General features: G+C 70.3%; 28 protein-coding genes. 7 read left to right on the forward strand and 21 right to left on the reverse strand.

The genetic code is table 11. The features are described from left to right. Positions 1 to 67: 67 nt before the first annotated feature. Positions 68 to 1,693: a fused response regulator/phosphatase gene (locus JEQ17_RS33325; RefSeq protein WP_200398714.1), complete on the forward strand. Its 1,626-nt coding sequence runs from the start codon at positions 68 to 70 to the stop codon at positions 1,691 to 1,693. 27 nt (positions 1,694 to 1,720) lie between these two features. Further along, positions 1,721 to 2,077 (forward strand): 5-carboxymethyl-2-hydroxymuconate Delta-isomerase, encoded by a 357-nt coding sequence (locus JEQ17_RS33330; RefSeq protein ID WP_200398715.1) that lies wholly within the window; start codon positions 1,721 to 1,723, stop codon positions 2,075 to 2,077. A 113-nt stretch (positions 2,078 to 2,190) separates the two neighbouring features. Here JEQ17_RS33330 and JEQ17_RS33335 read toward each other — a convergent pair whose 3' ends face one another. From JEQ17_RS33335 to JEQ17_RS33345, 3 genes are all read right to left on the reverse strand, one after another. Beyond that, positions 2,191 to 2,880 carry a TetR/AcrR family transcriptional regulator gene (locus JEQ17_RS33335; RefSeq protein WP_200398716.1) on the reverse strand — a complete coding sequence of 230 codons (690 nt, stop codon included), beginning with the start codon at positions 2,878 to 2,880 and terminating at the stop codon, positions 2,191 to 2,193. Positions 2,881 to 2,944: 64 nt separating this feature from the next. Further along, on the reverse strand, positions 2,945 to 4,888 hold the full coding sequence (locus tag JEQ17_RS33340) for a hypothetical protein (protein ID WP_200398717.1): 1,944 nt from the start codon (positions 4,886 to 4,888) through the stop codon (positions 2,945 to 2,947). Between the two features lie 60 nt (positions 4,889 to 4,948). Continuing rightward, on the reverse strand, positions 4,949 to 5,449 hold the full coding sequence (locus tag JEQ17_RS33345) for a tetratricopeptide repeat protein (protein WP_200401859.1): 501 nt from the start codon (positions 5,447 to 5,449) through the stop codon (positions 4,949 to 4,951). A 257-nt stretch (positions 5,450 to 5,706) separates the two neighbouring features. Between JEQ17_RS33345 and JEQ17_RS33350 the strand changes: the two genes are divergently transcribed. Next, positions 5,707 to 6,147: a hypothetical protein gene (locus tag JEQ17_RS33350; protein WP_200398718.1), complete on the forward strand. Its 441-nt coding sequence runs from the start codon at positions 5,707 to 5,709 to the stop codon at positions 6,145 to 6,147. A 121-nt stretch (positions 6,148 to 6,268) separates the two neighbouring features. Here the strand turns inward: JEQ17_RS33350 and JEQ17_RS33355 are convergent, their stop codons facing one another. From JEQ17_RS33355 to JEQ17_RS33385, 7 genes are all read right to left on the reverse strand, one after another. After that, positions 6,269 to 7,834: a DUF1996 domain-containing protein gene (locus JEQ17_RS33355; protein WP_200398719.1), complete on the reverse strand. Its 1,566-nt coding sequence runs from the start codon at positions 7,832 to 7,834 to the stop codon at positions 6,269 to 6,271. 282 nt (positions 7,835 to 8,116) lie between these two features. Then, on the reverse strand, positions 8,117 to 8,770 hold the full coding sequence (locus JEQ17_RS33360; protein WP_200398720.1) for a response regulator transcription factor: 654 nt from the start codon (positions 8,768 to 8,770) through the stop codon (positions 8,117 to 8,119). After that, a complete protein-coding gene (locus tag JEQ17_RS33365) occupies positions 8,755 to 10,041 on the reverse strand; it encodes a sensor histidine kinase (RefSeq protein WP_200398721.1) in 1,287 nt (428 codons plus the stop codon). Before JEQ17_RS33365 ends, JEQ17_RS33360 begins: the two co-directional genes overlap by 16 nt. An 84-nt stretch (positions 10,042 to 10,125) precedes the next feature. Then, the gene (locus tag JEQ17_RS33370) at positions 10,126 to 11,139 is read right to left on the reverse strand and encodes an NAD-dependent epimerase/dehydratase family protein (protein WP_200398722.1); all 1,014 of its coding nucleotides are present in this window, start codon (positions 11,137 to 11,139) and stop codon (positions 10,126 to 10,128) included. 103 nt (positions 11,140 to 11,242) lie between these two features. After that, positions 11,243 to 11,839: a winged helix-turn-helix domain-containing protein gene (locus tag JEQ17_RS33375; protein ID WP_200398723.1), complete on the reverse strand. Its 597-nt coding sequence runs from the start codon at positions 11,837 to 11,839 to the stop codon at positions 11,243 to 11,245. Between the two features lie 447 nt (positions 11,840 to 12,286). Further along, entirely contained in the window at positions 12,287 to 13,315 is a 1,029-nt protein-coding gene (gene glnII, locus JEQ17_RS33380) for a glutamine synthetase (protein ID WP_200398724.1), read from the reverse strand. Positions 13,316 to 13,576: 261 nt separating this feature from the next. After that, entirely contained in the window at positions 13,577 to 14,026 is a 450-nt protein-coding gene (locus JEQ17_RS33385) for a MarR family transcriptional regulator (RefSeq protein WP_200401860.1), read from the reverse strand. A gap of 95 nt (positions 14,027 to 14,121) precedes the next feature. Here JEQ17_RS33385 and JEQ17_RS33390 point away from each other — a divergent pair, with 95 nt between their 5' ends. After that, positions 14,122 to 14,979, forward strand: a complete 858-nt coding sequence (locus tag JEQ17_RS33390) for an alpha/beta fold hydrolase (RefSeq protein WP_200398725.1) — start codon at positions 14,122 to 14,124, stop codon at positions 14,977 to 14,979. A 65-nt stretch (positions 14,980 to 15,044) separates the two neighbouring features. Here JEQ17_RS33390 and JEQ17_RS33395 read toward each other — a convergent pair whose 3' ends face one another. The 3 genes from JEQ17_RS33395 to JEQ17_RS33405 form a co-directional block, all read right to left on the reverse strand. Beyond that, the gene (locus tag JEQ17_RS33395; protein WP_200398726.1) at positions 15,045 to 15,749 is read right to left on the reverse strand and encodes an RlpA-like double-psi beta-barrel domain-containing protein; all 705 of its coding nucleotides are present in this window, start codon (positions 15,747 to 15,749) and stop codon (positions 15,045 to 15,047) included. A 109-nt stretch (positions 15,750 to 15,858) separates the two neighbouring features. Continuing rightward, the gene (locus tag JEQ17_RS33400) at positions 15,859 to 16,248 is read right to left on the reverse strand and encodes an arsenate reductase family protein (RefSeq protein ID WP_200398727.1); all 390 of its coding nucleotides are present in this window, start codon (positions 16,246 to 16,248) and stop codon (positions 15,859 to 15,861) included. A gap of 78 nt (positions 16,249 to 16,326) precedes the next feature. Beyond that, complete coding sequence (locus tag JEQ17_RS33405; RefSeq protein WP_200398728.1) at positions 16,327 to 16,764, reverse strand: hypothetical protein; 438 nt, start codon at positions 16,762 to 16,764, stop codon at positions 16,327 to 16,329. Between the two features lie 276 nt (positions 16,765 to 17,040). Here JEQ17_RS33405 and JEQ17_RS33410 point away from each other — a divergent pair, with 276 nt between their 5' ends. Beyond that, entirely contained in the window at positions 17,041 to 17,349 is a 309-nt protein-coding gene (locus tag JEQ17_RS33410) for a hypothetical protein (protein ID WP_143631201.1), read from the forward strand. A 100-nt stretch (positions 17,350 to 17,449) separates the two neighbouring features. Here the strand turns inward: JEQ17_RS33410 and JEQ17_RS33415 are convergent, their stop codons facing one another. Further along, positions 17,450 to 18,634 (reverse strand): winged helix DNA-binding domain-containing protein, encoded by a 1,185-nt coding sequence (locus tag JEQ17_RS33415; RefSeq protein ID WP_200398729.1) that lies wholly within the window; start codon positions 18,632 to 18,634, stop codon positions 17,450 to 17,452. 266 nt (positions 18,635 to 18,900) lie between these two features. Between JEQ17_RS33415 and JEQ17_RS33420 the strand changes: the two genes are divergently transcribed. Further along, positions 18,901 to 19,179: a hypothetical protein gene (locus JEQ17_RS33420; RefSeq protein ID WP_200398730.1), complete on the forward strand. Its 279-nt coding sequence runs from the start codon at positions 18,901 to 18,903 to the stop codon at positions 19,177 to 19,179. Between the two features lie 26 nt (positions 19,180 to 19,205). On the opposite strand, the gene pspAB is transcribed toward JEQ17_RS33420, so the two are convergent. The 3 genes from pspAB to glnA all read right to left on the reverse strand — a co-directional run bounded on the left by pspAB (position 19,206) and on the right by glnA (position 22,319). Further along, positions 19,206 to 19,784, reverse strand: a complete 579-nt coding sequence (pspAB, locus tag JEQ17_RS33425; protein WP_200398731.1) for a PspA-associated protein PspAB — start codon at positions 19,782 to 19,784, stop codon at positions 19,206 to 19,208. Between the two features lie 2 nt (positions 19,785 to 19,786). Then, positions 19,787 to 20,722 carry a zinc metalloprotease HtpX gene (gene htpX / locus JEQ17_RS33430; RefSeq protein WP_200398732.1) on the reverse strand — a complete coding sequence of 312 codons (936 nt, stop codon included), beginning with the start codon at positions 20,720 to 20,722 and terminating at the stop codon, positions 19,787 to 19,789. Between the two features lie 187 nt (positions 20,723 to 20,909). Next, the gene (glnA, locus tag JEQ17_RS33435) at positions 20,910 to 22,319 is read right to left on the reverse strand and encodes a type I glutamate--ammonia ligase (RefSeq protein ID WP_200398733.1); all 1,410 of its coding nucleotides are present in this window, start codon (positions 22,317 to 22,319) and stop codon (positions 20,910 to 20,912) included. A gap of 199 nt (positions 22,320 to 22,518) precedes the next feature. Here glnA and JEQ17_RS33440 point away from each other — a divergent pair, with 199 nt between their 5' ends. Then, positions 22,519 to 22,986 (forward strand): RDD family protein, encoded by a 468-nt coding sequence (locus tag JEQ17_RS33440; RefSeq protein WP_200398734.1) that lies wholly within the window; start codon positions 22,519 to 22,521, stop codon positions 22,984 to 22,986. Between the two features lie 94 nt (positions 22,987 to 23,080). On the opposite strand, the gene JEQ17_RS33445 is transcribed toward JEQ17_RS33440, so the two are convergent. The 4 genes from JEQ17_RS33445 to lipB all read right to left on the reverse strand — a co-directional run bounded on the left by JEQ17_RS33445 (position 23,081) and on the right by lipB (position 26,450). Continuing rightward, positions 23,081 to 23,782 (reverse strand): DUF4191 domain-containing protein, encoded by a 702-nt coding sequence (locus JEQ17_RS33445; RefSeq protein WP_055611121.1) that lies wholly within the window; start codon positions 23,780 to 23,782, stop codon positions 23,081 to 23,083. Positions 23,783 to 23,839: 57 nt separating this feature from the next. Beyond that, the gene (locus JEQ17_RS33450; protein ID WP_143631185.1) at positions 23,840 to 24,040 is read right to left on the reverse strand and encodes an SCO2195 family GlnR-regulated protein; all 201 of its coding nucleotides are present in this window, start codon (positions 24,038 to 24,040) and stop codon (positions 23,840 to 23,842) included. Between the two features lie 302 nt (positions 24,041 to 24,342). Next, entirely contained in the window at positions 24,343 to 25,308 is a 966-nt protein-coding gene (lipA, locus tag JEQ17_RS33455) for a lipoyl synthase (RefSeq protein WP_200398735.1), read from the reverse strand. Positions 25,309 to 25,652: 344 nt separating this feature from the next. Then, positions 25,653 to 26,450 carry a lipoyl(octanoyl) transferase LipB gene (gene lipB, locus JEQ17_RS33460; RefSeq protein ID WP_200398736.1) on the reverse strand — a complete coding sequence of 266 codons (798 nt, stop codon included), beginning with the start codon at positions 26,448 to 26,450 and terminating at the stop codon, positions 25,653 to 25,655. Between the last annotated feature and the right edge of the window lie 122 nt (positions 26,451 to 26,572).

Genomic DNA, 26,572 nt, shown 5'->3' on the forward strand with positions numbered 1-26,572 from the left:
CATTAATTTGGTGGGGCGGAACCCGAACCCTGTTCCGCCCCACCACCGTGCCCCGGGGGCCGCGCAGATGGACGGCAACGCCAACAGGACGCGCACCACCGTGCTGATCGTCGACGACGTGCCGGCCAGTCGCTACGCGCTGGGGGCCGTCCTGCGCCGCGCCGGTCACCGGGTCGTCCCCGTGGCCTCCGCGAGCGAGGCGCTCGTCGAACTCGACGTACGGCTGCGCGCGGGATCCCTGCCCGACGTGGCCCTCATAGACGTCGGCCTGCCGGACATGAGCGGCTTCGAACTGTGCCGCCTGCTCAAGGCGCAGCCGCCCATGTCCACCCTGCCCGTCGTCCACTTCTCCGCCGCCGCCGTGGCACCCGCCGACCGGTGCGAGGGCCTGGAATCCGGCGGCGAGGCGTATCTGACGGTGCCCGCCGAACCCGAGGAGATCCGGGCCGTCGTACGGGCCGCCGTGCGCGCCGCCCGGACGCGCTCCGGCGCCGAGACGCTCGTACGCCGGCTGACCCTGCTGTCCGGGATCATCGTCACCGTCCAGGCCGCGCGCAACCTCACGGAACTCGCCGACGCGTCCGCCGAGGGCGCCGCCCGGCTCACCGGCGGTCCGGCCGTCGTCTTCGTCCTCGGCCCGGACGGCGAGTTGTACTACAGCACCTCCAAGGGCCGCAGCGCCTTCGCCGTGCCCGACAGCCACGCGCAGGAGGCCGTCGTCCGGCTGATCGGCCAGATCAGCAAGGGGCGCACCGGGGTGTTCCGTACCGTCGTGCCCGCGCACCTGTGGCCCATGGGCTTCTTCCGGCCCGGCGTTCGGGACGACGCCCGCCTGGTACTCACCCTGACGCAGGACGGCAGGGCACCCGTCTGCTTCGCCACGCCCCTGCGCATACCCCGGCCCGGCGAACCCGACGACGCGGAGCTGGTCGGCCGCCTCGCCCAGGCCACCGCGCTCGCCGCCGAACCCCTGCTGATGTACCAGGTCGAGCGCCATGTCGCCCTCACGCTCCAGCACAGCTTCCTGCCCCAGCCGCACCGGCTGCCCGACCTCGCCGGCGTCGACGTCGTGGTGCGCTATGTGCCCGCGTCCCGGCAGACCGAGATCGGCGGCGACTTCTATGCCGCGCTGCGCACCGACGACGGGGTGCTCACCGCGGTCGGGGACGTCGTCGGGCACTCGCTCGAGGCGGCCACCGTCATGGTCGAGATGCGTCACGCCCTGCGCGCCCACTGCGTCGAGGAGTCCGATCCGGCGGTGCTCGCAGACCGGCTCGACCGGATGCTGCAGCGCTATCACCCCGAGGTCACGGCCACCGTCTGCCTGGTCCACGTCGACCCGGCCACCGGGCGCACCCGGATAGCCAACGCGGGCCACATCCCGCCGCTGATCGTCCGCGACTCGGGCAACGCCGAGTACGCCAAGGCCGCCGGGCCGCTGCTCGGGCTCGGCCTCGGTCTGCCCAGGCAGCCGCCCGTGGAACTGTTCCTCGATCCCACGGACCGCCTCCTCATGGTCACCGACGGCCTCATCGAGACCCGAGGCGTCGATCTGGCGGTCTCCATGGAGGAGCTCCGCACGGCCGCGGCCGAGGCGCCGCCCGGGGTGTCCGCCCTGTGCGACACGCTTCTGGAGCGGTTCGGCGGGGCTCCGGACGACGACATCGCGATGCTTGCCCTGCGGCTAGGGTGAGGCTTTCGAACTGGAACAGGAGTGCCCGTGCCGCAGATCACCGTTGACTACTCGACGTCCCTCTCCGACGCGTTCGACCGGCAGGGGTTCGCTGTCGCGCTGCATGCCGTGGTGGTGGAGACGGCCGCCGCGAAGATCGAGGCGTGCAAGACGCGGTTCCGGCCCGCGGAGGATGTTGTCGTGGGGGCGGAGGTGAGCGGGCATGGGCTCGTCCATGTCACGCTCGCGTTGTTGGCCGGGCGGTCCGAGGAGACGAAGCTTCTGTTGACCGAGCGGGTGCTTGAGGTTTTGCGGGTGCATGTGAAGCCGGTTGACGGTGTGGCGTTGCATGCGTCCGCGGAGGTGCGGGACCTTGATGCGTCTTACCAGAAGTTCGTGGACTGACGTCCGGGCTTGTTCGTCGGGTGCGGGTGGGCGGGGGCTGGTCGCGCAGTTCCCCGCGCCCCTAAAAGACAAAAGACTGCGCCGTTCCCCGCGCCCCTGGTGGGGCGGGCCCCCTACGACGCCAGTGAGACCAAGCGGCCGATCAGATCCGTGAAAGGGCCCTCTGCCGGTTCTTCCGCGAGCATGTGGCGCAGCAGGTCGGCCATCTCGGGGTCGTAGGCGGCGCTTACGGCGGCGAGGGCCGCGAAGTCGTGGACGAGTTGGGCCTCCAGCTCGGCGCGGGGGATGCGGCGGCCGTCCAGCCAGATGAGGGCCGTCGACTCGGCCAGGGAGATCCAGGAGCGGACGACCAGTTCGAGCCGGGCGGGCGGCCGGTCGATCCGCAGATGCGCCAGGATCTGGAGGTACGCGGCCTGCCGTACGCCGTCGATGAGGGCGTTCGTGTTGGTGGAGCCGACCGCCGGTCCGCCGCGCATCAGGGCGGAGAACCCCGGCCCGTGCTGGTCGACGAAGTCGAAGTACCGCCGCATGACCCGCAGCAGCCGGGCACCCAGCGGGCCCTCCTGCGGTTCAATGAAACGTTCCGCCAGATCGTCCGAGGCCCGCTTCAACGCGGCTTCGTACAGGCTGAGTTTGCCGGGGAAGTAGTGGTAGACCAGCGGGCGCGAGATGCCCGCGGCGGCTGCTATCTCGTCGATGGAGACGTCGTCGGGCGAGCGTCGGCTGAACAGGTCGAGGGCGACGCCGATCAACTGCTGTCGCCGCTCCTCGACACCCATCCTGCGGCGTACCCCGGTTGTCATACGAACACCTTACCGATCGGATCCGGCCGCGAACGGGTCGGAGCCGCACGGGTGTTCACCCGCGTCAGCGCAGGCCGCCGATCGACCTCCCGTCGGCCAGGGTCCCCTTCAGGCCTGCCTGCGCGCCCTGTTCGGCCCGTACGGCAAGGAGGTTGCCCTGCGTGGATCCGTCGACCCCGCCCGTCGCCCGGATCGACTCGGTGTCCTTGCTCCCGGCGGCGAGGAGATACCAGTCACCCGTACCGGACTTCCACAGGACGCCCGCCAGGACGTGGGAGTCCTTCGCGCCGCAGGCGGCCACGTTCTCCGCCTTCGCCGCGACCGCGCCGTACGGCTGGCCCTGGGCGTGGAACTGGGCCAGCACCCGTGTCCCGCCGCCGCGCCAGGTGTCCGCGCGGGTGCACAGCCAGTTCGCGGTGCCGCTCGCGTCGGGCAGCGGCTGCCGGGCGTACTGCCAGGCGTTCACCGTGCGTACGCCCTGACCGCGGACGGCCGCCAGGGAGCAGGCGAGCGGGGACCAGGTCGCCGCCGACGCCTCGCGGGGCTGTCCGGGGCGGCCCGAGGTGAGACGGGCCGGGGTCAGCTCACCGAGGTCGGTCGTCAGCCGGGTGCCCGAACGGTCCGTGAGTTCCAGCGCGTTCCACGAGCGGCACTCGCCGGTCTGCTGGGCGGGGCTGGCGAACGGCTCGGTCACCCCGTCCGCCGACCGGCCGAGACGCGAGGCTCCGGAAGAGTCGGAAGCGCCGGCCGCCGACTTCAGCAGGTCGCGGACTGTCGCCGTACGCACCCACGGTGCCGTCAGATAGCGGACGTTGCCGTCGGCGCGGCCGAGGACCACCGCGTTCGCGTCGGCACCCGTGGCGCCGTCGACCCGGGCGAAGTCCAGGGCGGCGCCCTGCGTGCCGTCCTTCGGCTCGGCATAGCGCGCGATGCGCAGTCCGTCGTACAGCAGCACGACCCGGCTCTGGTCGACCTCGCCCGCGTACAGCAGCTGGGGCGGTCCCGGCGGGGCGCCCGACGGGGTGCCGGGGGTGGCCGAGACCTGCACGGACTCCCCGGGGCGTGCCCAGACGGCGAGCGCGCGGCGCAGCAGTGCCTTGTCCCCGGTCAGGGTGCCGCGCGCGGGCCACACGGAGAAGTCGGTGCGCGTGGACGTCTGCCAGGCGGCCGCCGGGACGAGCGTCAGCTTGCCGGGATCCAGGGCGGCCTGGGCGGAGGGGTTTCGCGCGTACGGGGGAGCGGCCGCGCCCTCGGGGCCCCAGCCGTCGCCCGGCAGCCCGAGCAGCGCCCCGCACACCGCGACGGCGGCGGCCGCGGCGAGCGCCGCCTTCATGTGCTGGCGGCGGCGCATCAGGTCCGGCGGCCGGGCCTGCAGGGAGCACGGGTCGAACTCGGGGGACGTCAGCAGCCCGTACTTCGCCTCGATGTCGTCGGCCTCGGCGAGTGCGTCGGCCGGGTCCTCCTCGCCCGCCGCGGCCAGCACCCCGAGCACGTCCGCGTCGGTGAGGCGCTCAAGACCGCGCAGGACGTAGGCGGCGCGGGCCGGTGCCGACAGGGCCGACAGCCGCTGGTCCAGGGCGAGTTCGTCGGCGCCGCCCGAGCGCGGGAAGAGCCGCAGGCCCCACACCTGGGGGAGCAGCGGCGGCAGTTGCGCCCGCTTCGGCCAGGCCCTGAACGTCAGCGGGCGGCCGGCTTCCAGCGCCGTACGCAGCACCCGGAGGCGTACGTACGCGTATCCGGGATCGGCGTCGCGGCCCTCGGCGGTCTTCTGGGCGGGGAGGACCGAGGCGTCGCCGGACGCCCGGCCCCGGGGCAGCGCGCGCTGGGTGAGCGCGTGCGCGGTGAGCACCCGGCGGTTGCGGCCGAGGCTCGGCGGCAGCACCAGATAGGCGAGCCGGACGAGCCGCGGATAGTGCTCGACGAGCGCGGCCTCGGCCTGCTCGACGTCGACGACCGGTCCGAGGCGGGGGTCCGGTGCGGGGCGCGGGGCGACATCCTGTGACTGCACGTTCAGCAAAACGAGCGAATCCGTGGTTGGTCACCTGGACTGCCCCGAGTCCGTGGGGAGTTACGCCTCCGGCTCCACGAGCAGACGCGCGTAGTTCGCCATGGACCGCTGGTAGCGCGGCAGATGAGCGGCCAGGGCGCCCAGGACGAGCGAGAGTCCCTCGCGCTCGCGGCCCAGGCTCGCCAGGCACAGCGCGAGTGTGGCGCGTACGGCGTCGTCCAACTCGTCGGAGGGCGCGACGAGTTCCGGCGTCAGCAGCTTGACGCCCTCCTCCGGCTGCCCGATGTTCCGCAGCGAGCTGGAGAGCTGGATCTTCGCGCGCCGGCCGCGGTAGCCGTCGAGCCCGCCCGCCAGTGCCTCCCGGTACAGCGGCACGGCCCGGTCCGAGTGGCCCGTCGAGTCCCAGGCGCAGGCCCGCTCGAACGGGCCGACCGGACTGTCGGCGGGAAGCTCGGCGACCAGTGCTTCGATCACCGCGCGGAAGTCGGCCGCCTCCGCCTCGGCGTAGTCGTCGAAGGTGGCCCAGGCGGCCGTCACTCGCTTGTCCCAGTCGGCATCGATTGTGGTCACCCGCCCACCCTCGCACAGCTGTCCCTGTCAACGACATCGGCTTTACGCGCTCATCGACACCCCTGTGCCCCGGCCATGTCCGACAGCGGAGGACCATCGATGTGGCGCGCGTCACTGTGATGTGTCCGGTGATGCCGTAAACACGGAGGCGATTGAGCGCCGGGCGTGCGGGAGCCGTATCCGAAGGCAGAGCCCTCCACCGGGGCTCTCAACGGCGTGGGCCGGAACCGACCCGGAGGTACGTACGAATGCGTTTGACGAGGAAGAGGCTCGCGGTCGGTACGGCCGGGGCGGTGACGGCACTGCTGGCGGTGACCGGCTGCGGCGGCTCCGAGGACGGCGGGAAGAAGGTCCCCGAGACCGCGAGCGGGAGCCTGGAGCAGATCGCGAGCGAGGCGGGCTGCAAGCCGGACATGCAGACGGACGCGGACACGATCCGGCAGGCCATCTGCAAGAGCAAGGGCGGCAAGTACATCCTCGCGACCTTCGCCACCGACCGCGGTCAGCGCGAGTGGCTGAACGGGGCGAAGGACTACGGCGGCTACTACCTCGTCGGCCGCAAGTGGGTCGCCGTCGGCGAGCAGAAGACGGTCACGGCACTGCGCGGCCAGCTCGGCGGGACCATGGAGGAAGGGTCCGAGCACATGAATCCCGGTGGCAGTCACAACAGCGGCGGTCACAGCAGCTGACCGCGCCGGTCGCATTCGGTCGAAGGCATTCGAGGGCATTCGAGGGCAAGCGAAAGCCGGCGGTGGGAAATCCCACCGCCGGCTTTCTCCTGCTTACTGCCTCTTGCTCACTGCCTCTGTGTTACTGGCAGTCCTGACCACTGTTGATGCAGTCGACCACCTGGTTCATCGTGTTCCCGTCGAAGAAGTTGATGAAGTCGTTGTGGTCGGTGATCGGCTTGTGCAGCTGGTCCGGGAAGGAGTCCACCGCGAAGGCGTTCTGTACCTGACCGTTCTGGATCTGCGGCGCGTCCACGTCGTAGACCAGACGGACCTGCAGCTGGGGGATGGCCTGGAAACCGTTGCCACAGGTGCCGTCCGCCTGGACGAAGGACACGTGCGTGCGGTGGTTGGCCGAGTCGATGTTCTGACCGTCCCAGCAGCTCTGGAAGTTGGTCGTCCGCACCACGGAGCTGCCCTCGGGGCAGATCGGGTACTTGTCCGTCAGCTGACGGTCCTCGAAGCCGGTGCAGCTCCAGTTGGTGTTGGCGTTGGCGAGACCGTTCACGAAGGACTTGGCGTCACCGGTGATGATGCGAAGGGCCGTGGGCATCGCGACCACATCGCCCTTCTGGTTGCCCACGAACTTCAGCTGGGCCTCGGCCGGCTGGAGGATCGTGCCGACGTTGCCGTCCTGACCGCCACCGGGGGCGTTCGCGTCGATGTCGTCCTGACCGTCCTGCACACGCAGCACCGGCCAGAAGTACGACGACTTGTCACCCTGGTTCTGGCAGCTGGTGTCCGCCGCGGCCAGGTCCTGGTCGCTCGCGAAAGCGTCGTTGTCCTGGTTGCCGACGTAGTCGTGCTGGTGCTGGGCACCGTTGCTGACACCGGGAGCGACGATCACGTTGTCCGAGTTGCGGTTCTCGTTCTCGTTCGTGCCACAGTTCGTGGTGAACGTGCCCGTCGAACCGGAGTCCCCGTTGGCGGGAAGCCCGTTCGGACCGACGCCCTTCGCGCCACCGGTCGGCTGGACCTGGGTGATGTCCTGGAAGTCGTCGGCCGCCGGACCGTTGCCGTCCTGGCCACCGTTGCCCTGGTCCTGACCCTGGTCCTGGCCATTGTCCTGACCCTGGTCCTGACCGTTGCCCTGGTCCTGACCCTGATCCTGACCGTTGTCCTGGCCCTGGCCCTGGTCCTGACCGTCGCCGCCCTGGCCCTCACCGGCGGCGGGCTGGTCGGCCGGCACGCCTTCACACCCGGCGAGCTGGTCCTGCTGCTGCGGAGCCTTGCCGCCCGCGCGCCGGATGTTGTTGCCGATCCGGTCGATCGTGGCGGTCCGCTTGGACTTCAGCGGACTGAGGATGGCGTTGTTGACGTAGCTGGAGTCCCCCGCCTGGGCCTGGCGTGTGTCGGCGAGGCGCTTGTAGGCCTCGGTGACCTGCTGGTCGAGCTTCGCCAGCTCCTTGTCGACACCGGCGCGAGCGCCCCTCGGCACGTCGGTCAGCTGCTGGCCGACGTCCGGACATTTGATCGTCGCCACTCCGGCGGCCGTCGTCTGCGCGTTCTGAGTCGAGTTCTTGCCCTCGCCCGCAGAAGCGTAGATGTTGGCCGCCAGCAGACCGCCGCCACCCAGCGCGAGAGCCGCCGATGCGGCTATCGCCCGGTTGGCGAGCGTGGAGCGGCGTTTACGGTTTGTGCGTCCCATGGAACTCCTCTGGCTTCCTTGCGGGGGCATTGAGGCGCCCGACAGGAGGTGAAGCGGCTCCGTTCAATACGGAGGGGGTTCCTGAGGTGTTCAGTGGTCCAAGAAATTGGTGAGAGTTCGGTGACGCAATCCCGGCGCAAGGGGCCCAGAAGCCCCTGAAACAACGGCAGTTGCACGGGATTTATTGAATATCATTCAGCGAAAGCGGAACCTCGGACCCGCCTCCTGACGGATCTCCGGACGACCGCCGCCGATCTTTCCCGGTCCGCGTTCGGGACCCTTTCAGCGGTCCTGGTCCAAATAGGCGAGAACAGCCAGGACGCGACGGTTGTCGTCGTCCGAGACCTCGAGCCCCAGCTTCGCGAAGATGTTGGACGTGTGCTTGGCGATCGCCCGCTCCGTGACCACCAGTTGGCCCGCGATCGCCGCATTCGACCTGCCCTGTGCCATCAGTTCCAAAACCTCCAGCTCGCGTGGAGTCACCCGGCCCAGCGGCCGGTCGTCCGCCTGCCGCCGCGTCAGCAGCTGCTGGATGACCTGCGGATCCATCGCCGTACCGCCCGCCGCGACCCGGCGTACGGCGTCGATGAACTGCTCGGCGTCGAACACCCGGTCCTTGAGCAGATAGCCGACCCCGCCGGCCCCGTCGGCGAGCAGCTCGCGCGCGTACAACTGCTCCACGTGCTGCGAGAGGACCAGCACCGGCAGTCCCGGTCTCGCCCGACGGGCCGCCAGCGCGCACTGCAGCCCCTCGTCCGTGTGCGAGGGCGGCAGCCGTACGTCGACCACGGCGATGTCCGGGTTCAACTCGGCCAGCGCCCGCGTGAGTTCGGGCCCGGTCTCGACGGCCGCGGCGATCTCGAAGTCGAACGCCTCCAGCAGCCGGACCAGTCCGTCGCGCAGCAGGAACAGGTCTTCGGCTAGGACAACTCGCAAGGGATCTCCATGGTCACCATGGTGGGGCCGCCCGCAGGGCTGCTGACGGCCAGGACGCCGTCGAATGTACCCAGTCGCCGCTCGACCCCGGAGAGCCCCGACCCCGCGCCGACCGTGGCGCCCCCGCTGCCGTCGTCGGTGACGGCGATCCGCAGCATCCCGCCGGGCTCCGGGGAGTGGTGGATGTCGACCCAGATCCGGTCGGCCCCCGAGTGCTTGACGGCGTTGGTGAGGACCTCGCTGACGGCGAAGTACGCGGCAGCCTCCACCGGTTCGCCCGCCCGGCCCGGCAACTCCACTTCCACCTCCGTACTGATGGGCAGCCGCAGCGCCAACGCCCGTACGGCGTCGCCGAGTCCGCGCTCCGCGAGCACGGGTGGGTGGATGCCTCGTACGAGGTCACGCAGTTCGGTGAGCGCCTCGGCGGAGGACTTGCGGGCGTTCGCGAGCAGCTGTTTGGCCTTGGCCGGGTCCTTCTCGATCAGGGCCTCGACCGTGCCGAGATCCATGCCCATCGCGACCAGCCTGGCCTGCGCCCCGTCGTGCAGGTCCCGTTCGATACGGCGCAGTTCGGCCGCCGAGGTGTCCACGGCGTCGCGCCGGGTCTCCGTGAGCACACGGACGCGCTCGGCGAGCTCGCCCTGGCCGGACGCGAGGACGGACCGGGTCAGCAGGAAGTGGACCCGCAGCAGCAGGGGAGCGGTGTAGACGCCGGTGACGAGCAGGGCGGCTCCCAGCGCGGCCGCGGCGAGGGCGCTGAGCTGCCCGCTGATCGGCACGAACCCGTACCACCAGCCGACGCGGGTGCCGTCCGTGAAGACCTGCCACAGCCCGGCGCCGAGCGCGAACCCCTCGAAGGGGTAGGTGAGCAGCGCGGCGGGCAGCAGCGCGGTGACGAAACCCGCGATCATGTCGACCGGCAGCCACATCAGGTCCCGCCACGTCGCCGGATCGCCGAGCAGCCCGAAGCACCGCGTCCAGGGGTTCGCGTCCTTCGGCAGCGGCCGGTACGCGGGCGGGATCCGCACCCCGCACCACTGGGCCGCCACCAGCCGCCGCCAGTTCGCGAAGCCGCGTACGCCCGCCAGCACCCACGGTGTCGTGACGATGCCGATGCCCAGCGGCACGAAGGCGATCGACACGACGGACAGGACGAAGAGGGTGATGGACCCGACCGGCACCACGACGGCCAGCACCAGGGCCCGCACCCCGGTGAGCGCGGCGGTACGCACCCTGCCGCCGCCTGTGTTGTTGTCCCCGTTCGTGTTCATGCCCTCAGTCTCGCCGAGTCCGCCGCCGTGGTCACGGGGTCGAGCCACCCGGCGGGGGTGGTGCCAACGCCACCCCCGCGGCACTCAGTCGCCCAGGACCTTCACCTCCACCGAGGGGTCGAGCCCGACCACCGGCCGGTCGGGGCGCCGGGGAGCCGTACCGCCGATGCTCTGCAGCCAGCTCCAGGTGTCGGCCACCGTCTCGGCGACCGGCCGGCACCGCAGCCCGTCCCGTACCGCCCTGGACACATCCGCCCGGTGCATCGCGTCGTACGACTCCGAGCCGGGCGGCACCCACACCGGCAGCTGGATCCACGGCTCGATCCCGGCCGCGAGAATCACCTCGGGGTCGGTCCACCGGAGCTCGGCCGGACTTCCCGCGGCTGCGCCTCCCGCGACCCGGACGCACGCGTCGAGCAGCGCCCCCATGGTCGCGTGCCCCGACGGGCTGATGACGTTGTACGCCCCGTCCGCCCCCGCCTCCACCGCGCCGAGGGTCCACTCGGCCAGATCGCGGACGTCGACGTACTGGAGGGGCAGTTCACGGGGACCGGGCGCGAGGACGGGCCCGCCGCGCGCCATCCGGTCCAGCCACCACGGCAGCCGCCCGATGTTCTCGTACGGGCCGAGGATCAGACCGGCCCGTACGAGAAGCGCCCGCTCCTCGCCGAAGGCCTCCAGCACGGCCAGTTCGCCGCCCCGCTTGTCGCGTGCGTAGTCGGTGTGTTCGGCGTCCGGGGAGGCGCCCTCCACCGGTGGGCTGCCCTCGTCGTATCCGGCAGCGGGCGGCCAGGCGTACACGGAACAGCTCGACACGTACACGTACCGCCGGGCGCGGTTCGCCAGCAGCCGCGCCGAGTCCCGGACGATCCGCGGGGCCGCGGACCAGGTGTCGACGACGACGTCCCACTCCTCCTCGGTCCCGGCCAGGGCCGCGAGCCCGTCGGGCGCGGTGCGGTCGCCGTGCAGGGAGCGCACCCCCGCCGGAGGTTCGTGGCGTCCCCGGTGGAAGACGGTCACGTCCCAGCCGCGGGCGAGCGCCGCCTCCACGACGGCCCGGCCCACGAACTCCGTACCGCCCAGCATCAGAAGTCTCATACGGGTGACTCTGCCCGGCGGCCCCGCACGACGGAACGCGAATCTGCCGACAGAAGAACCGTTCCGCCGACGGACGAATCCGTAAGAGGTGCCGGTCCCGGGATCAGCTCGCGGTCGGCGGCGTGTACTTGTACCCCACGCGCCGCACCGTCTGGATCGCCTCGCGGTGCTCCGACCCCAGCTTGCGGCGCAGCCGGGCGATGTGGACGTCCACGGTCCGGCCGTCCCCCACGTGTCCGTAGCCCCACACGGTGGTGACCAGCTGGTCGCGGGTGTGCACCCGGTGCGGATGCGCCACCAGATGAGAGAGCAGCTCGAACTCCAGATACGTGAGATCGAGCGGCCGCCCGCCGACCTCGGCCGTGCGCTGCACGGTGTCGACGCGTACGAGGGAGTCGTCGCCCTCGCTCTCCGGCTCCGCCCGGTCCGCGTCCGGCACGGCGACCGGCAGGAGGGACGGCTGGTCGGCCGGTACGAGGACCAGGTACCCGATCATCGGCGGCCGGCCCGGCAGCGTGGGCAGGGTGTGCGGGGGAGCGGGCAGCCAGGTGGCGCCCGGCGGGAGGAGGTCCGTGACGTCGACCACCTCGTCCCGGTCGACGGCACGCAGTCGATGACGCGCCGAGCCCGTGGACGGGACCGGGGCGGGCGCCGTGGAGGGGGCGGTGGCAACGGACGAGAAGGAACGGGTGTTCGCCATGAGAGGTCAGCTCTTTCGCGCGAGAGGTCGTCGGAGGACGTACGTCGTGCGCGCTGGCCGAAGGCCGGGATGTACGGCTTTAGAGGGCCCGCGCGTTCACCGCGCGACAACACACCCGGTCGAAGTCATGATGCTGCCGGGAAGGCCAGAAGGGCTCAAGGTCACGACGACCCGTCGCACTGAACTCCTGGAAGCCGGTCATGCCCTCATTGAAGCAGACACGCACCCCCAGCAGCAGCCTCCTCTCACAGGCCGGACATTTACTTGCCACGTCTTGAGGCAGCCAACCTTTCAGCTGCCTGGGGCCGCTCACCAAGGGGCGCGGGGAACTGCGCGACAAGCCCCCCACCGCCCCGCACCCGCCCACACACCCGACACCGCCCCTGACCGAACGCGGAAGGGGCGCCCCACCACAAAGGTGGGCGCCCCTTCGGAAGAACAGGAAACTCAGACCTGCCCGGCCTTCTCGAGCGCGGAGCAGCACGTGTCGACGATCAACCGCGTGACCAGGTAGGGGTCGACGTTGGCGTTGGGCCGCCGGTCCTCGATGTACCCCTTGCCGTCCTTCTCCACCTGCCACGGAATCCGCACCGAGGCACCACGGTTGGACACCCCGTAGGAGTACTCGTTCCACGGAGCGGTCTCGTGCAGACCGGTCAGCCGGTCGTCGATCCCGGCACCGTAGTTCTTGACGTGGTCGAGCGGCTTTGAGCCCTCGCCCAGCGACTCGCACGCGGTGATGATCGCGTCGTAACCCTCGCGCATCGCCTTGGTGGAGAAGTTGGTGTGCGCACCCGCGCCGTTCCAGTCGCCCTTCACCGGCTTCGGGTCCAGCGTCGCGGAGACGTCGAAGTCCTCGGCGGTGCGGTAGAGCAGCCAGCGGGCCACCCACAGCTGGTCGGCGACCTCCAGCGGTGAGACCGGGCCGACCTGGAACTCCCACTGGCCGGGCATGACCTCGGCGTTGATGCCGGAGATGGCGAGACCCGCCTTCAGACAGTTGTCCAGGTGGGCCTCGACGATGTCACGGCCGAAGATCTCGTCCGAGCCGACACCGCAGTAGTAGCCACCCTGCGCGGCCGGGAAGCCGCCCTCGGGGAAGCCGAGCGGGCGCGCGCCCTTGAAGAACGTGTACTCCTGCTCGATGCCGAAGATCGGCTCCTGCGCGGCGAACTTCTCCGCGACCTCGGTGAGCGCGGCACGGGTGTTGGACTCGTGCGGCGTCATGTCGATGTTGAGGACCTCGCACATGACGAGCACGTCGTCGCCGCCGCGGATCGGGTCCGGGAAGACGGCGACCGGCTTGAGCACGCGGTCGGAGGCATGACCCTCGGCCTGGTTCGTGGAGGACCCGTCGAAGCCCCAGATCGGCAGCTCGGCACCCTTGGCGTCGTCGGCCAGTATCTTCGTCTTCGAACGGAGCTTGGCCGTCGGCTCGGTGCCGTCGATCCAGATGTACTCAGCCTTGAAGGTCACGGGCCACATCCTTCGGGGTGGGTCTCTCAGCGCGATGCGGGTGCTGCGGCGCTGCGGCACCGGGGCGCCGCGGGGGATGCCGGGAAGCCTGTCAACAGGCGATTTCCCGATCATTGCTCGAATGTGAACCCCGTGTTACCTGGTGCCTCTGTGCTGCGGCTCACTCGCTGAGAGCGTTCGCGCGCCGCGTACCAGCCTCCCGAACAGCGGATTCCGCACGACGCCCGCCCCACCCGGGACCCTCGTATGCGATGGGTTTCGTCACGCCTCGGGGTTCGCGTCGGGTGCTGCGCCCGACGCGGCCTCCCGCACCCCCGCCAGGAACCCCCGGATCGCGGCCAGTTCGCGCTCGTCGTACCCACGTAGCAGTTCCACGGACCGGTCGATCAGCGGGCCGAAGAAGGCCTGGCCCAGTTCGACCGCGCGCTTCTCCACCTCGACGAGCACCCGGCGCCGGTCGCGCCCGTCCCGTACCCGCCGCGCGTGCCCCAGCCGTTCGAGCCGGTCGACGACGGCGGTGGTGCCCGCCGAGTTGAGTCCGAGCAGCCCGCCGAGCCGTCCGGCCGTCATCTCGGTCCCGTCCCTGCGGGCGTCCATGAGGCAGATCAGCGCCCTGACGTCCGTGGCGTGCATGCCGTTGTCGTGCGCGAACCGGGCGCTGTGCAGGCCGAGTTCGACGGTGGCCGCGCGCAGGAGATGGACGATCTCCATCTCGGGCCCCTGGTCCTTCACTCCGCGTCCCCGTCTATCATCTCGATGAGTGAGTATCTCGTTCAGCGAGATAATAGAGGGAGGGGAAGGGGAGCATGAACTTCAGCGTGGCGTACGACAAGGTCGTGGCCAAGTGGCCCGCCGACCGGGAGGAGATCAGCGTCCGCACCGCCTTCGGCGAGACCGTGGTCAACGTCTGCGGTCCGCGCGACGGCACCCCGCTTCTCCTGTTACCGGGCGGAGGCGGTGCCACCTCGGCCTCCTGGTTCGCCAACGCGGCCGAACTCGCCCGTACGCACCGGGTCCACGCCGTCGACCTGATCGGCGAACCGGGCCGCAGCGTACGCGATGCCGAGAGTCCCCTGCGCACGGTCGAAGACATCACCGCGTGGCTCGACGAACTCGTCGGCGCGCTTCTGCACGACATGGGTGCCTCCCCGGCCGCCCGGATCCAGCTGGGCGGGCACTCGTACGGCGGCTGGATCGCCCTGCAGTACGCGCTGCACGTGCCGGAGCGGGTGAGCCGTCTGTTCCTCCTCGACCCGACGAACTGCTTCTCCGGGTTCAAGACGGCTTACCTGCTGCGCGCCGGGTCGATGATGCTGCGGCGCTCGCCCCGCCGGCTGCGCGCCTTCCTGGAGTGGGAGACCGGGGGCGTTCCGCTCGACCACGACTGGCTGCGTCTCCAGGAGGAGGCCGGCACGTTCCCGCTCGTGCGGCCCGTGACGGGCCCGGCTCCCGAACCGGAGGCCCTGCGCGCGCTCGATCTGCCGGTCCTGGTCCTGCTGGCCGAGAGGAGCAGGACCCATGACGCGCGACGGGTGGCGGCCCGCGCCGCCACCCTGTTGCCGCACGCGGAGGTGACCGTCCTGCCGGACGTGTCGCACCACGCGCTGCCCCACACGGACCCCGCCGAGCTGAACCGCAGACTGACCGGCTTCCTGGCAGCCTGAACCGTCACTGCGGCGAGGTCCCACCGATGGGAGTCGTCCCGTCGGTCCACCTTCTCGACGAGGGCTCAGCCCACCTTCTCGATGAGGGCCCTGCGGATCAGGAACTTGCCGGGCTCGCGGACCTGCTCGAACGCCGCGTTGTTCAGGAGCGCGCAGCTGCCGGAGACCGAAGTGACCTCCACGGTCGTGGACTTGTTGTTGTCCAGGTTCGTGACCTTCAGCTTCGTACCGGCCGGGAACTGGTTGCTGGACGCCGCGGGGGCGCCGGCCTCGCCGGACAGGGTGACGGTGGAGCCGTTGCAGACCTGCTGGCCACCGGCCGCGTTGTCACCGCCGGCGTCACCTGCAGCGGGCGCCGAAGCGCCCTGCGAGGGCTGCTCGGCGGGATCCGCCGGGTCCGCGGGGTCGGCCGCGGCGGGCGGGGCCGACTCGGCGGGCGTCCCCTGGGGCGCGCCGGCCTGCGAGGACTCGCCGACCTCACAACCGGAGGCCTCCTGCTGGACCTTGATCTGGGCGATCACCGCCTCCCGGTTGGCGATCCGCGCCTGGGACTGGGCGTCCGGGCTGGTGCGCTGCCCCTCGATGAACTTCTCGTTGTTGCCGAGCGCGGTGGCCAGTCCGTCGCAGACCACGGAGGACTGCGCGGCCGGAGCGTTGGTGCTCGCGTTCGAGGTGGCGGCGAAGGCGAAGGCCCCGCCGCCGGCCACGGCCGCGGCGCTCACCAGCAGCGCGATCTTCTTCTTCGGGCCGAGAGTTCTCCTGCGTGACATGAACGGCTCCTGTCCCCGGCCACCCCTGGCGGTGGCCGTTCCGCCGCTATGTACGAGATACCGAACGGAGTTACTCACTGGTTCACACGAGTCACCTGAGTAACGTAGATCACACGGCAGTTGAGGAACCCTCACCTTGACTTCGGCCCAACGCGTTCCGTACGGCCTCGTCCGTGCGGGCCACCACGGCGGTTCCGTCCTCCGCGGTGATGATCGGCCGCTGGATGAGCCGAGGGTGCTCCGCCAGCGCCGCGACCCACCGCTCCCGCGAGGCGGGGTCCCGGGCCCACTCCTTCATCCCCAGCTCCTTCGCCACGGCCTCCTGGGTCCGGGTGATGTCCCAGGGCTCAAGGCCGAGCCGCTCCAGGACCTCCCGGATCTCGGCCTCGCTCGGCACGTCCTCCAGATATCGCCGAACCGTGTACGCGGCCCCTTCCGCGTCCAGCAGGCTGATGGCGCTGCGGCACTTCGAACATGCCGGATTGATCCAGATCTCCATACCGCACAAGGTACGTGAAACGCCGCGCGGGACGCCCGTCACGGTATGGCCCAAAGGGCTTCTGGCCAGGGGTGATTGTCAGTAGCCGGGCGGGATCCGGTCCTGCGGTCCGTCAGATGCCTCCGCCGCGCCGTCCTCCAACTGTGCCGCGCCATCCTCCAGCGGCACCGCGCCGTCCTCCGGCTGCATGGGGCTGTCCTCCGGCTCCGCCGCGCCGTCCTCCGGCCGTGCCCGCTCGGCCACGGCCGGGTCGGTCGAGTCCGAGACCAGCTCCGCGACGCGCAGGGTGCACTCCCACTCCGACAGCCTGCCCTTGATCACCACCAGGTACGACTCCTGGTCGGCGAAGCGGTACACGCGGCGCCGCTTCTCCACGATGCCCTTGCTCGGCAGATACGTGTGGAGGGCGGCGCGGAGTGCCTTCAGCGCCTGCTCCTTCGTCTCCTGCCCGCTGCAGATGAACTCGGTCCTGTACACGTCGCTGCTGTACTGCGCGATCACGACCCAGTCGCCCATGCCCGCTCCCCCTCGGTGCCGCTGCCAGTCAGCCACAGCTCGGCCGCCGGGACAAGAACGACGCAGCGCGGGGAGATGGCTCTGTTCGAATTTGTGCCGCCTCACGCACATCTCGCAAACCAGGGGTGACACGGCGCCAATTGCCTTGCCCACCTGGGCATTTGCTGGACGTCCTGGGCTCGCTGATTGTCAGTGGTGGCCGGTAAACTATAAGTAGTGTTCGAGGGGGCCGCCGGAGAGGCCGGACGGTTCCCTGACCGCGACAGGAGGATGCCTGTGCCCGCTGCCGCACTCAGCCCGCTGCCCACCCAGTCCACATCCAAGAGGGCGGTCCTGCTCGACCTGCCGTACGAGCCCGTCGAGAAGCGTCCGCTGCCACCGGGCCGCCCGCGCGACTGGTACGTGACGCACAACCGCCGTCTGAAGGCGATGCGACTCGCGATCGCCCTCCTCGACTCGGGTGTGTACGTACCGAACCAGGCCCGCAACGAGAAGATCCGCAGCACGGCCCAACTCATCGGAATCCACCCGCCGTCGGACACCACGTGCCACATGGTCCGAGCCCTGATGAGGTACGCCCGCTGAGCTCACTCCCGGTGCGCCGCCCGTTTGTCGGGGCGGACGGCGCACCGGGTCGTGGCCCTGAGGCGTGCGCGACGAGTCGGCGGCGTGGCGGCTGCCGGCGTCAGGCCGACGCCAACTCCCGTTCCAGCGGCGTCCGGAAGCGCGGGGTCACCCGGGTGGGGCCCACCCAGGCGTGCAGCCGCGCGGCCTCCGCCTCGATCGCCTCCCGTGCCTCGCGGCCCACGCCCTCGGTGTCCAGCAGCCGCCAGGCGATCTCGCCGTCGGGCCGCTGGGCCCACCCGCCGACGATCCGCCCGTCCCACCACACGGTGGGCCCGATGTTCCCGCTGCGGTCGAAGAGCGCGGACCGCAGCTCCTGCGGGCAGTACCAGTCCCGCTCCTGCCATCCCATGGCCGTCGGATCCAGGCCCGGCAGCAGCGCGGCCCACGGCTCGGCCGCCCCGACCGGCTCCACCGCGTCGGCGAGGACGTGTCCGACGCCCTCGTCCACCGACACGGTCACCGTCCCCACCGCCTTGAGCGCGCTCCGTACGTCGGTGACCTTCCAGCCCGTCCACCACTTCAGGTCCGCCTCTGTGGCCGGCCCGCACGCGCGGAGCCACCGCCGCACGAGCTCCGCCTGAGCCTCGGCGACCGGCAGTTCGAGGGAGGGAGGGGCCACCGCCCACCGGAACTGCGTGGACGTCCATGAGCCCAGCGGCCGCCCCCGTACGACCCGGCCCTCGACCCCCAGCACCCTCAACAGCCGCGAGGAGACGGTGTGCACGCCCTCGTAGCTCTTCCCCGCCGCGTACGCGAACTGTTCCCTCAACCGGGGCTCGTCCTGGGCCAGTTCCACCGCGGTGGCCTCCCCGCGCCGGGCCAGCGCGGCCAGCGCGGACGCCTCCACCTCCGCGAGCCACCGCGCGTCCGGTGCCCCCGCCTTGGCCATGTCCTTGATCAGCGCGGCCCGAGCCCGCGCGGCGACGGCGAGCCCGGTGGACGCGTGCACGACCGGGACGAGCCCGGTGGGGAACACGAACACGGTGTGCCGCATGCCGTGCATCCGTACCAGCGTCCGGTCCTCGTACAGCGCGCGTTCCGTCTCCGGCACGGTCTTCGCCGCGTCCGCCAGACGCGCGCCCACGGCGAGGAAGACGCTCGCGGGATCCGTGCCGTGCAGCGCCACCAGCGATTCCGCGACCTCCTCCGGCGAGTCCGCCCGCGCGGCCCCGGCCAACCGCTGCCCGAAGGCCAGCCGGGCCCGCCGCTCCGCCACCTCGATGTACCGCAGCTGTCCGCTCACTCGATCCCCTGTGTCGCTCCGTAGCCGTGCCCTGCGCCGTCCGGTACCGGCCCCGCCCCTGGATTCTCGCCCCGAGCACCGATTTTGTTCGACTTCAGGAGTTCTGTGAGCGTTCGCCCCCAGAAGCTGGCGTTATTCGTTTCCGTCGGACAGGCATCACCCGGCATCCTGAGGGCTACTCTCAACGCACCGACGGACGGGCGCCCGCCCCCAGTGCCGCGTCGGACATCTCAAGGTCCCACCACCCACGCACAAGGAGACCCATCATGGGTACCTTGGTCATTTTGGCGATCCTCGCTCTGGTCGTCCTCGGTTTCAACAACCCGGTCTGGTGGCTCGCCGGAGCCGCCCTGCTCTATCTGCACTTCCGCTACGGCCGTACCGGCCAGGGGACGACGGGCTCCTCGTCGCCCCGCGGGGCCGGTTCGCCGGTCCGCGGCGACAACGACTACCGCGCCTACCGCCAGCGCCGCGACCAGCAGGCCAGGTGGGAGCGCCGCTACCGCCGCGAACGCCCCTGGATGACCCGCCAGAAGCGGAACTAGCCAGGAGCGGCCGGCTCAGGGACGCGCTAGCCCAGGCCCGGCGCTCCCCACAGCGGGAACCACCGGCCCAGGTCCTGCTCCACCCGCAGGTCGTTGCCGAGAGCCGCCCTGATCTGCAGCTCCAGCGCGTTGTCGCGCCGCCGGCCGTCACCGGGCAGCGGCGCGAACGGGTAGAAGGTCCCGCGCTTGTAGAGATAGACGAGCCCGAGCCGCCGCCCGTCGACGTGGTGGAACCCGACCACCGAGCACAGCAGTTGAGGGCCGAACCCGCTGCCCTCCAGCGTGCTGTTCACCGCGTGCAGATCACCGACGAGCGCGGGCAGATCGTCCGGCTCCCGCCGCGACACCAGCCAGGTGTACCCGTAGTCGTCCCGGCTCACCTCCACCGGCGGCTCCGAGTCCGCGTCGAGCAGCTCCCGCACGTCCTCCCGTACGTCGTCGAAGGCGGCCCCCTCGACGGACGCGAAGCACACCGAACCGTGCCCGGTCGGTGTGAACCCGGCCGCCGCCTCCAGTGTCACGGCGGCCGACGGCAGCCCGAATAGCTGGTCGAGATCGGGCGCGACGGGCCTGCTGCGGCCGAGGAGGATGTCGAGGAGCCCCATGCTCAGCCCGCCTTCCCGGGCGCCGGCGCCTCACCCAACTCGCCGGAGATACGGCCGAGTTGATCAAGCCGGTCCTCCAGGCTCGGGTGCGTCGACAGCAGGGAGGAGAAGAGCTGCCGGCCGCCCGGCGCGGCACCGAACGCGGGCGTGAAGTAGAAGGCGTTGAAGGCCTGCGCGGTCCGCAGATCACGCGTGGGGATCTTCGCGATGTCCCCGGTCAGCTTGGTCAGCGCGGAGGCCAGCGCCGAAGGACGCCCGGTGAGCATGGCCCCGGCCCGGTCGGCGGCCAGCTCGCGGTACCGGGACAGGGCCCGGATGAGCAGGAAGCTGAGCGCGTAGACGGCCGCGGACACCGCCATCACCGTCATCAGGACGACGACCGTGTTCTGGTCCTTGCGCCCCCGCCCGCCGAACACCTGCGAGTAGAGGGTGAAACGCACGACGAGCCCGGCGAGCACTCCCAGGAACGAGGCCACCGTGATCACCGCGACATCGCGGTGCGCCACATGCGACAGCTCATGGGCGAGTACGCCCTCCAGCTCGGCCGGGTCGAGCCGCCGCAGCAGCCCGGTCGTCACGCAGATCGCGGCGTGGTCGGCGTTGCGCCCGGTGGCGAAGGCGTTCGGCATCTCCATGTCGGAGACGGCGACCACGGGCTTCGGCATGTCGGCGGTCGCGCAGAGCCGGTCGATCACCCCGTGCAGCTGCGGATACTCCTCGCGCTCGACGACCCGCCCGTGCATCGCGTACAGCGCGATCCGGTCCGAGAACCAGTACTGCGCGCCGAGCAGCGCCGCGGCGATCACCACGACCAGCACCCAGGACTTCAGCAGCACGATCAGCACGGCCACGAAGGCCACGTACAGCAGCCCGAGGAGGAACAGCGTGATGCCCATCCTCGCGGTCAGTCCCCGGTCGGCCCGGAAGCGGCTCTGCATATCGATCACCTCGAAATCGGGCACTCGTCCCGATTCCAGTGTGCACCCGGGCATTTCCACGAATGGATCTGGATCAGTCCTCCACCAGGCAAAGAACGACAAAGCCCTGTCACTGCCCGAGGGGCGGTGACAGGGCTTCGTTCGTCAGCCGTGACGCGCTACGCGTACGTGTCGGTCACGGAGTCGATCACACGTCGTAGTAGAGCTCGAACTCGTGCGGGTGCGGACGCAGCTGCAGCGGAGCGATCTCGTTGGTGCGCTTGTAGTCGATCCACGTCTCGATCAGGTCGGGCGTGAAGACGTTGCCCGCGAGCAGGAACTCGTGGTCGGCCTCAAGCCGGTCCAGGACGGCCGGGAGGGAGGTCGGGACCTGGGCGACACCCGCGTGCTCCTCGGGGGCCAGCTCGTAGAGGTCCTTGTCGATCGGCTCGGCCGGCTCGATCTTGTTCTTGATGCCGTCGAGACCCGCGAGCAGCAGCGCCGAGAAGGCGAGGTACGGGTTGCCGGAGGAGTCGGGCGCGCGGAACTCGACGCGCTTGGCCTTCGGGTTCGAGCCCGTGATCGGGATACGCATGGCCGCGGAGCGGTTGCGCTGCGAGTAGACCAGGTTGATCGGGGCCTCGAAGCCCGGGACCAGGCGGTGGTACGAGTTCACCGTCGGGTTGGTGAAGGCCAGCAGCGACGGGGCGTGCTTGAGGATGCCGCCGATGTAGTAGCGGGCGGTGTCCGACAGGCCCGCGTAGCCGGCCTCGTCGTAGAACAGCGGGTCGCCGTTCGTCCACAGCGACTGGTGGACGTGCATGCCCGAGCCGTTGTCACCGAAGATCGGCTTCGGCATGAAGGTCGCGGTCTTGCCGTTGCGCCAGGCGACGTTCTTCACGATGTACTTGAAGAGCTGGAGGTCGTCGGCCGCGGCGAGCAGCGTGTTGAACTTGTAGTTGATCTCGGCCTGGCCGGCGGTGCCCACCTCGTGGTGCTGGCGCTCGACCTGGAGGCCGGACTTGGCCAGCTCCAGGGAGATCTCGGCACGGAGGTCGGCGAAGTGGTCGACCGGCGGGGTCGGGAAGTAACCGCCCTTGTAGCGGACCTTGTAGCCGCGGTTGTCCTCGATGGCGCCGGTGTTCCAGGCGCCCGCCTCGGAGTCGATGTGGTAGAAGGACTCGTTCGACTTGGTCTCGAAGCGCACGCTGTCGAAGACGTAGAACTCGGCCTCGGGGCCGAAGTACGCGGTGTCGGCGATGCCGGTCGACGCGAGGTACGCCTCGGCCTTCTTCGCCACGTTGCGCGGGTCACGGGAGTACTGCTCGCCCGTGATCGGGTCGTGGATGAAGAAGTTGATGTTGACCGTCTTGTCGCGGCGGAAGGGGTCGACGCGCGCGGTGGACAGGTCGGCGCGGAGCGCCATGTCGGACTCGTGGATGGCCTGGAAGCCGCGGATGGAGGAGCCGTCGAAGGCCAGTTCCTCGGTCGGGTCGAAGGCCTCTGCCGGCAGCGTGAAGTGCTGCATCACACCCGGCAGGTCGCAGAAGCGGACATCGACGAACTTGACGTCTTCGTCCTTGATGAACTTCTTGGCCTCGTCGGCGTTCTGGAACATCCAGCTCCTCCTACTCCCGCTCACTGTGGACCGGGGTGGTAGTTCGTTCGTGCGGCCAGTGCGGTGGCACACGCTGAGCCCGACCTTAGGGACGGGTGATTTCTCAAGCGTGACCCATTTGTTTCGCCCAAGTTAACCGGACCCGGCCCGGAACACCCCACCTGTACGCGTGCCAAAACGGGCGCAGTACCGTGGACGGGTGGACAACAGGCAAGCAATCGGATCGTGGCTCTCCGGACCCCGCGCGGCCGCGGAGGAAGCCGGTGCCGACTTCGGATACCGCGGCGAACAGCTGGGTCTGCCCGAGTCGGGCCCCGGCTCGATCGCCCGCCCCGGGAGGCGCCTTGGCGCCCTCGCCGTCGACTGGGGCCTGTGCCTCTTGATCGCATACGGCCTGATCACCGACGGCTACGGCCAGGCGACCGGCAACTGGGCGCTGGCCGTCTTCTTCGGCGTGAGCGTCCTGACCGTCGGCACGATCGGCTTCACCCCCGGCAAGCGCCTGTTCGGCCTCCGCGTCCTCGCGCTGGACACCGGCACGGTCAACCCGCTCCGCGCCCTCCTGCGCACGATCCTCCTGTGCGTCGCCCTCCCGGCGCTGATCTGGGACCGCGACGGCAGGGGCCTGCACGACCGCCTGGCCCGCACGGTCGAGGTCAGGATCTGACGGATCCCGGTCCGTACGACGATGGGGGCGCCCGGAGTGATCCGGGCGCCCCCATCGTCGTACGCGGAGTGCGTCTTCGTCGTACGGGAGTGTGTCAGCGCATTTTCGGGCCGCCGCGCGGCATGCGCATGCCCTTGGGCATCGGGCCCTTGGGGAGTGGCATGTTCGACATGAGGTCGCCGAGCGCGCGCAACCGGTCGTTGGTCGCCGTGACCTGAGGACCGGACAGCACGCGGGGCAGCTTCAGCATCGTCGTGCGGAGCTTCTTGAGCTCGACCTGGCCCTCGCCCGTGCCGACGAGGATGTCGTGCACCGGCACGTCCGCGACGATGCGGGCCATCTTCTTCTTCTCGGCGGCCAGCAGGCTCTTCACCCGGTTCGGGTTGCCCTCGGCGACCAGGACGATGCCGGCCTTGCCGACGGCCCGGTGGACCACGTCCTGGCTGCGGTTCATCGCCACCGCCGGGGTGGTCGTCCAGCCGCGCCCGACGTTGTCGAGCACCGCGGCGGCCGCACCCGGCTGGCCCTCCATCTGCCCGAACGCCGCACGCTCGGCCCGGCGTCCGAAGACGATCGCCGACGCGAGGAAGGCGAGCAGGAGGCCGAGAATGCCGAGATAGATCGGGTGCCCGATCAAGAAGCCGATCGCGAGGAAGACACCGAGGGTGCCGATTCCGACAGCCGCGAGCACAAGACCGATCATCTTGTCGGCCTTGCGGGTCATCTTGTAAGTCAGGGCGATCTGCTTGAGTCGCCCGGGGTTCGCAGCGTCCGCTGCGGATTCCTTCCTCGCCATGCCGTGAAGTCTACGTGGCGTGGGAAGCGCCGACGACGGCGGTGCCGGGTCGGCGGCTCAGTGACGGCCGCTGAGGCTCTTCTCCAGCACGAGCTGGGCCTCGACGCGGTCCTTGGCGCGGCGGCGGTCCTCCAGGACGGAGGTCCAGGCGTTGCGGCGGGCGGTGCGCTGGCCGCTGCTCAGGAGCAGTGACTCGACGGCACGGAGTGCATCGCCGAACGACGGAATCGGTGTGGCTCGTACGGGCGCGGTCTGCATGATGGAGGTCCCCCCTCGGGATGGCGGCTCTGGCCGGGGCTCTACGTGGCGTAAGACCAGGGTCACTGAATGGTGTTACCAGGGCGTGACCGACCGGTCAAACGCCAATGAAGCCTTGATGCGCGGGCCGAAAACACTGACGCGGCCCTGACGGTGCCCCCATCTGCGGGGACGGTCGGGACCGCGTCGTATTGGCCACTACCGGTGGGTAGTCGCTTGTGCTGGGATTCACACGCTTGCGTGGCACTGCGTGCCATCCCGCAGGTCGCGCGATGTCTCGCGCGACCCCGCCCCGCCTCGTCTCAGACGGCCTGCGAGGCGACGTACGAGCCCCGCTTCTCGATCGCCATCTGGTACAGGCGGCCCGCGCGGTACGAGGAGCGGACCAGCGGGCCCGACATGACTCCGGAGAAGCCGATCTGGTCGGCCTCCTCCTTCAGCTCGACGAACTCGTGCGGCTTCACCCAGCGCTCCACGGGGTGGTGGCGCACGGAGGGCCGCAGGTACTGCGTGATGGTGACGAGCTCGCAGCCGGCCTCGTGGAGCTGGCGCAGGGCCTCGCTGACCTCTTCACGGGTCTCGCCCATGCCGAGGATCAGGTTCGACTTCGTGACCAGACCGTAGTCGCGGGCGTCGGTGATGACCTTCAGCGAGCGCTCGTAGCGGAAGCCCGGGCGGATGCGCTTGAAGATGCGGGGCACCGTCTCGACGTTGTGCGCGAACACCTCGGGCCGGGAGGAGAAGACCTCGGCCAGCTGCTCGGGGACCGCGTTGAAGTCGGGGGCGAGGAGCTCGACCTTGGTGGGGCCGGTCTCGCGGTTCGCCGTCTGCGCGTGGATCTGGCGCACGGTCTCGGCGTACAGCCAGGCGCCGCCGTCCTCGAGGTCGTCGCGGGCGACGCCCGTGATGGTCGCGTAGTTGAGGTCCATGGTGACCACGGACTCGCCCACGCGGCGCGGCTCGTCCCGGTCCAGCGCCTCGGGCTTGCCCGTGTCGATCTGGCAGAAGTCGCAGCGCCTCGTGCACTGGTCGCCGCCGATGAGGAACGTGGCCTCGCGGTCTTCCCAGCACTCGTAGATGTTGGGGCAGCCTGCTTCCTGGCAGACCGTGTGCAGGCCCTCGCTCTTCACGAGGTTCTGCATCTTCGTGTACTCGGGGCCCATTTTCGCCCGGGTCTTGATCCACTCGGGCTTGCGCTCGATGGGGGTCTGGGCGTTCCGGACCTCCAGGCGCAGCATCTTGCGTCCGTCGGGTGCGACTGCGGACACATCGGCTCCCTGTAGCTTCGATTCTTCGGCGTACACCAGGGTACGCCCGTTCGCTTCTCGGCCCCCGGGGTGGGCAACCTTCGGGAGCGGGGGTGCATTCCCGGGGCTTTTCCTCGCCCCCGCCGCCCCTACCCATTCCCGTCCCCTGGGGCTCCGCCCCAGACCCCGTCCGTTGCGATTTCGGGTGCGGGTTCGTTGTGGCTGGTCGCGCAGTTCCCCGCGCCCCTTGAGTACCTCGGCCCTGAGGTATTTCAGCCTCTCCGGCGTTTGAGGAGCGGGGGTTCGGGGGCTGGCCCCCGAAAAGGGACGGGAATGGGTAGGGGCGGCGGGGGCGAAAAAAGCCCCTACACCACCGCCCGCTCCACCTCCCGCGGCCTCAGCTCCGCGTTCGCGAGGACGTCTCGCAGATGGCGCTCGGCCACCGGCAGGACCTCCGCGATGGTGACGTCGCGGCCCAACTCGTGGGCCAGCGACGTGACCCCCGCGTCACGGATGCCGCAGGGGATGATCTTGTCGAAGCTGGACGTGTCGGGGTTCACGTTCAGCGCGAAGCCATGCATCGTGACGCCCTTGGCGACCCGGATGCCCATGGCGCAGATCTTCCGGTCCTCGCGCCGCTGCCCCGCGTTGGACGGCGCGTACTCGGGCCCGTCGAGCCGGGGATCGAACTCCTCGTCCGCGAGCCGGGGGTCGAAGTCGAGGGAGAGCCCGCCGAGAGAGGGCCGCTCGGCCACCGGGTCGCCGAGGACCCAGACACCGGCCCGCCCCTCCACCCGGCTCGTCTCGACACCGAACTCCGCGCAGACCCGGATCATCGCGTCCTCGAGGCGGCGCAGGTGGGCGACGACGTCGACCGGACGGGGAAGCTTCTGGATCGGGTAGCCGACCAGCTGCCCCGGCCCGTGCCAGGTGATCTTGCCGCCGCGGTCCACGTCGACGACGGGCGTGCCGTCGAGGGGCCGCTCACTGTCCGCCGTGCGCCGCCCCGCCGTGTAGACCGGCGGGTGCTCAAGGAGCAGACAGGTGTCGGGGATCTCGTCCTGGAAGCGGGCCGTGTGCACACGGCGCTGCTCGTCCCAGGCCTCCTGGTACTCGACGGCGTCCGCACCGAAACCCATGCGGACGAACCGCAACTCACTCACGGCAAGCGCCTCCCTGCAAGAGTCGTAAGGCTCATAACAGCCTCACGCCACTGTACGTCCGGTCGAACCTCGTCAGCTCTGGGGGCAATCCTCACACGATCGGATGAATGCGCGTCGAAGTG

Source organism: Streptomyces liliifuscus (assembly GCF_016598615.1).
GTDB classification, from domain to species: Bacteria; Actinomycetota; Actinomycetes; order Streptomycetales; family Streptomycetaceae; genus Streptomyces; species Streptomyces liliifuscus.